This window comes from Bacillota bacterium, assembly GCA_040754675.1.
Taxonomy (GTDB): Bacteria; Bacillota; Limnochordia; order Limnochordales; family Geochordaceae; genus Geochorda.
The window spans coordinates 1-3322 of sequence record JBFMCJ010000452.1 but is presented as its reverse complement, the minus strand read 5'-3'; the positions used below and the strand labels follow the sequence as shown (position 1 = coordinate 3322).

General features: G+C 60.1%; 3 protein-coding genes. All 3 read right to left on the bottom strand.

All coding sequences use genetic code 11. The features are described from left to right. The coding region (locus AB1609_18875; GenBank protein ID MEW6048511.1) for a phosphopentomutase at nt 1-757 on the bottom strand (757 nt) is incomplete at its 3' end. Between the two features lie 19 nt (nt 758-776). Further along, the gene (locus AB1609_18870) at nt 777-2060 is read right to left on the bottom strand and encodes an alanine racemase (GenBank protein MEW6048510.1); all 1284 of its coding nucleotides are present in this window, start codon (nt 2058-2060) and stop codon (nt 777-779) included. 20 nt (nt 2061-2080) lie between these two features. Further along, nucleotides 2081-3178 carry an aminotransferase class V-fold PLP-dependent enzyme gene (locus AB1609_18865; GenBank protein MEW6048509.1) on the bottom strand — a complete coding sequence of 366 codons (1098 nt, stop codon included), beginning with the start codon at nt 3176-3178 and terminating at the stop codon, nt 2081-2083. Between the last annotated feature and the right edge of the window lie 144 nt (nt 3179-3322).

Genomic DNA, 3322 nt, shown 5'->3' with positions numbered 1-3322 from the left:
CTACCATCGGCCGCAGCGCGGCTCCCTCGCATTCCACCACGTCCGCGGCCTTGCCGAGCAGGACCACAGCGAAACCGGCGGCGTTCAGGATCGTTGGCACCTGCTGCTGCACATCGACCCCCAGGCCAAGGTGCCTGACCATGTAGTTCTCGTCGTAAACCCCGAGTCCTGGCGTATCGATCCCCTGTTGGCCGCCACGCCTGACTGCATGACGCAGGATACCTTCACGATCGTACCCCCTGCCCCCGACTACGATCACTCTGCTCACTTGGACGGCGCTGCGCACTATCTTCCCGATAGCCACCAGGCGCTCGAAGGGAATGAAGTCCAGCGACCCTGTGACGTTAATGTTTTGACCGGGGTCGGCCTCCATGTTATCGGCCACCACGACTTGGCCCTCAACGAGGACAGCAGACTCGAGGCCAGGCGCGTAGCATGCGTCCAGACCGGCCGCATGGAGGGCCGCAAGTACCGCTGGGCCAACGTCCCGCATCAGCTGACGGCTGGCAGGGAATGGTCTAGTCCCCATGAGTTCCTGGTGACCCATGTAGGTATCAGCGCCCTCATGAGCCAGGGCACAACGTCCGTAACTCGACCCAGACAGCCGATGACTCCCCCGAGGGGCCTTCAGGCCAGCCGCCGACCACAGGCCGAGGGAGGCCAAGCTGGGCAGGGAGAGTTCCGGGTATTGATCCCACACAGTCAGGAGAGTGTTGGCTCCCTGGTCTTGTGGACGGACCTCCGGCACATCCTTCATCGCTCCGATGCCGAAGCCATCAATAATCAGAAGCACTGCGCGCCTGCCCATTGCCGCCACACCTTTCTGATTCCCACTTCCCGAGCAACCCGGGAATGGCTTCCTTGCCGAAGGGGTATCCCTCGCTATCCAGAGGATTGCCGAGATGGTTGAAGAGACCCATGAGCGCTGGCGTACCCTTTTGCACGCCGGCGACCACTGCCACGGTTGCATTGCCCACGAACACCTGGGCCCGGAAAGCGTAGATCACCGTATCGCCGACTGCGACAGAAGTCCCTGGCAAGAGCTGCAACTCCCCGGTATAGTCGATATTCTCCGGAACCACCGGACGAGCAGGCAGAACAGTCTTCATAAGGTCATCGAAGGTCGAGCCCACCAATGCCTCTTTAACCCTTCCCCGGCGGTAGAACCCCCCGCCGAACACGAAGACGCGCTCTTCCAACAGGTGTGAGACCTCGGTCACATAGACCATGGCTGGAAGCTCGGGCTCGTCGCGGTAGGCGTGTAAAGGCGTATGCCCGGTGAAGGAACTTCCGGGCTCTGCGTGCGTGGCTCCGGCCTCCGCCAGCATGGCAAAGGTGCTCGCTGTACTCAGGCCGGGGGCGTTGATCTGTAGGATAGCCAAACCCAGCTTGTCCTGTAACGTCTTCCCCGCCCGCACGATCGTTGGCAGATTCGGCGTGGGCCTCACCCGGTTTTTCTGGTAGTCATAGAGCAGGCACGGGTGGGAGGTAACACCGACCAGCCTTACCCCAGGTAGCCTTTGAATCTCCACAGCGGCATCGAGAAGCTCGGACTCGTCGACACCCCCTTCCTGTGCAGGATAGAAGAAGTCACCCACCGAGCGTACCCGCAGCAGGAGATCCTGGTGAAGTCCGAGTTCTTGGCAGGCAATCGACACTTGGCGGGCCTTAGCCACGCTGAAGACGGTAAGCACCTCTGGCCTCATTTCCAGTACCCGTCTAACCTCGATGGTCGGGACCTGCACCAAGTGTCCCACGTGACCGATCTCTATCCGATGCCTAGCGAGGACCTTCGCTTCCTCGGTGTCCACCGCCACCGCTTTAGGAATCCCACGCCTAGCAATCTCTCCCATGACCAGGGGATTCCGCCCAAACTGCTTGGTCATGGCGTATAACGAAAGTCCAGCCTCGTTGGACGCCTTCTTGATGACCCCAGCGTTGGCGCTCACAGCGTCCAGGTCGATCACGTATGTGTTAGGTGGGATGACGCCAGCCTGGTGGAATCTGAAAGCAGCCTCAACCAGCTTCGGGTTACGCCGCAGAGTTGCCCTTAAGAACACACTTATCGCTTCCCTCCTGTTTAGTGCGTCGCTTCTGCCAGGACCTTGTTCAGGATTCTGATCACCGTATCCGCCCCAGCCCGCATGGGATTCACCCTGATGGTGGTCTGGCCCAGGGAGGGATTCTCCGTCAAGAAGGTGGCCGAGACACGATAGAACATAGGGGCGACTTCGTAGCGAGACTCGGAACCGACCGGATATGGTGCCGCGCCGTACCTCCAGGCGTACTCCAGTACCTTCTCGGCTACGGGTTCGGTGAACTGGACCAGGACGATCCGTTCCTCGGCATTGGCCGCGCATGCCTGAGCCACTCCCGGCACCTCCCCAGCGTTTAGGCGCCTTACGGTTTCTTTCACCACCTCACCTTGAACCGCCTGAATGACCGGGACAAAGACCAAGGAACGTAGTGCCTCCATCGCCTCGGGCCCCTGAACTTGGCTCCCCCCAGAGTAATTGATCGCCCTGATCTTGTCTATCAGGACCTTCCGTCCGATCACGCATCCGACCCCTTCCGGACCCAGGAGCTTGAAGAGCGAGAAGGTCGAGATGTCTGCGCCTAGTTGGCAACCGAGCCGGGGCACCTTGAACGCTGCGTAGTTCTCGTCGACGGCAACGATTGTCCCCGGCGCCCTCTCCTTTATCGCCTCTATGACTTGTCGCACATCGTAGGAGTCCGCGAAACGCTGCCTGGTGTGTTGAATGAGCGCCAACTTCGGCTGGGTTTCCTCCACCACCGCCCGAACCTTCTGCAGGTCATTCAGGTCGGCGCGGACCACTGTCAAACTCATCGCCTTGATGGTGGTTTCGGTCGTAGGGTACACGGGCGCCTCATGCACGAGCAGCGTCTCCCCCGGGGCGAGCAACGACATAAGCAGCATCCTCATACCGCCCGTACCGGCGCCGCGGACTAGGATGGCCTCTTCGCTCTCGAAGAAGCGGGCGAGCACATGTTCTACTTTCGCCGTGTAAGCTGGTCGACCCAAACCTGGAACGATCCCGTAATCGCCGGCGTTTAGAATCTCTTTACCATTGAACTCCTGCTGGATTAGGTCAACCAGCCGGAATTGCATCCTCTTAGCTTCCTCCAGGCCCATTGTCTTCAGAGGGTAAGTCCTCATTCGGTTCACTCCTCTTCTTGCATCCCTGCCACTCGACGGGAAGCAGAAGCTGGAGAGATCGAGACAAGGTACATCGCCAGGTAGGCAACCTCAGGTGGAGGCACCACAACCCCCAGAGATTCCTCGGCCACCTTCGCTATCTCC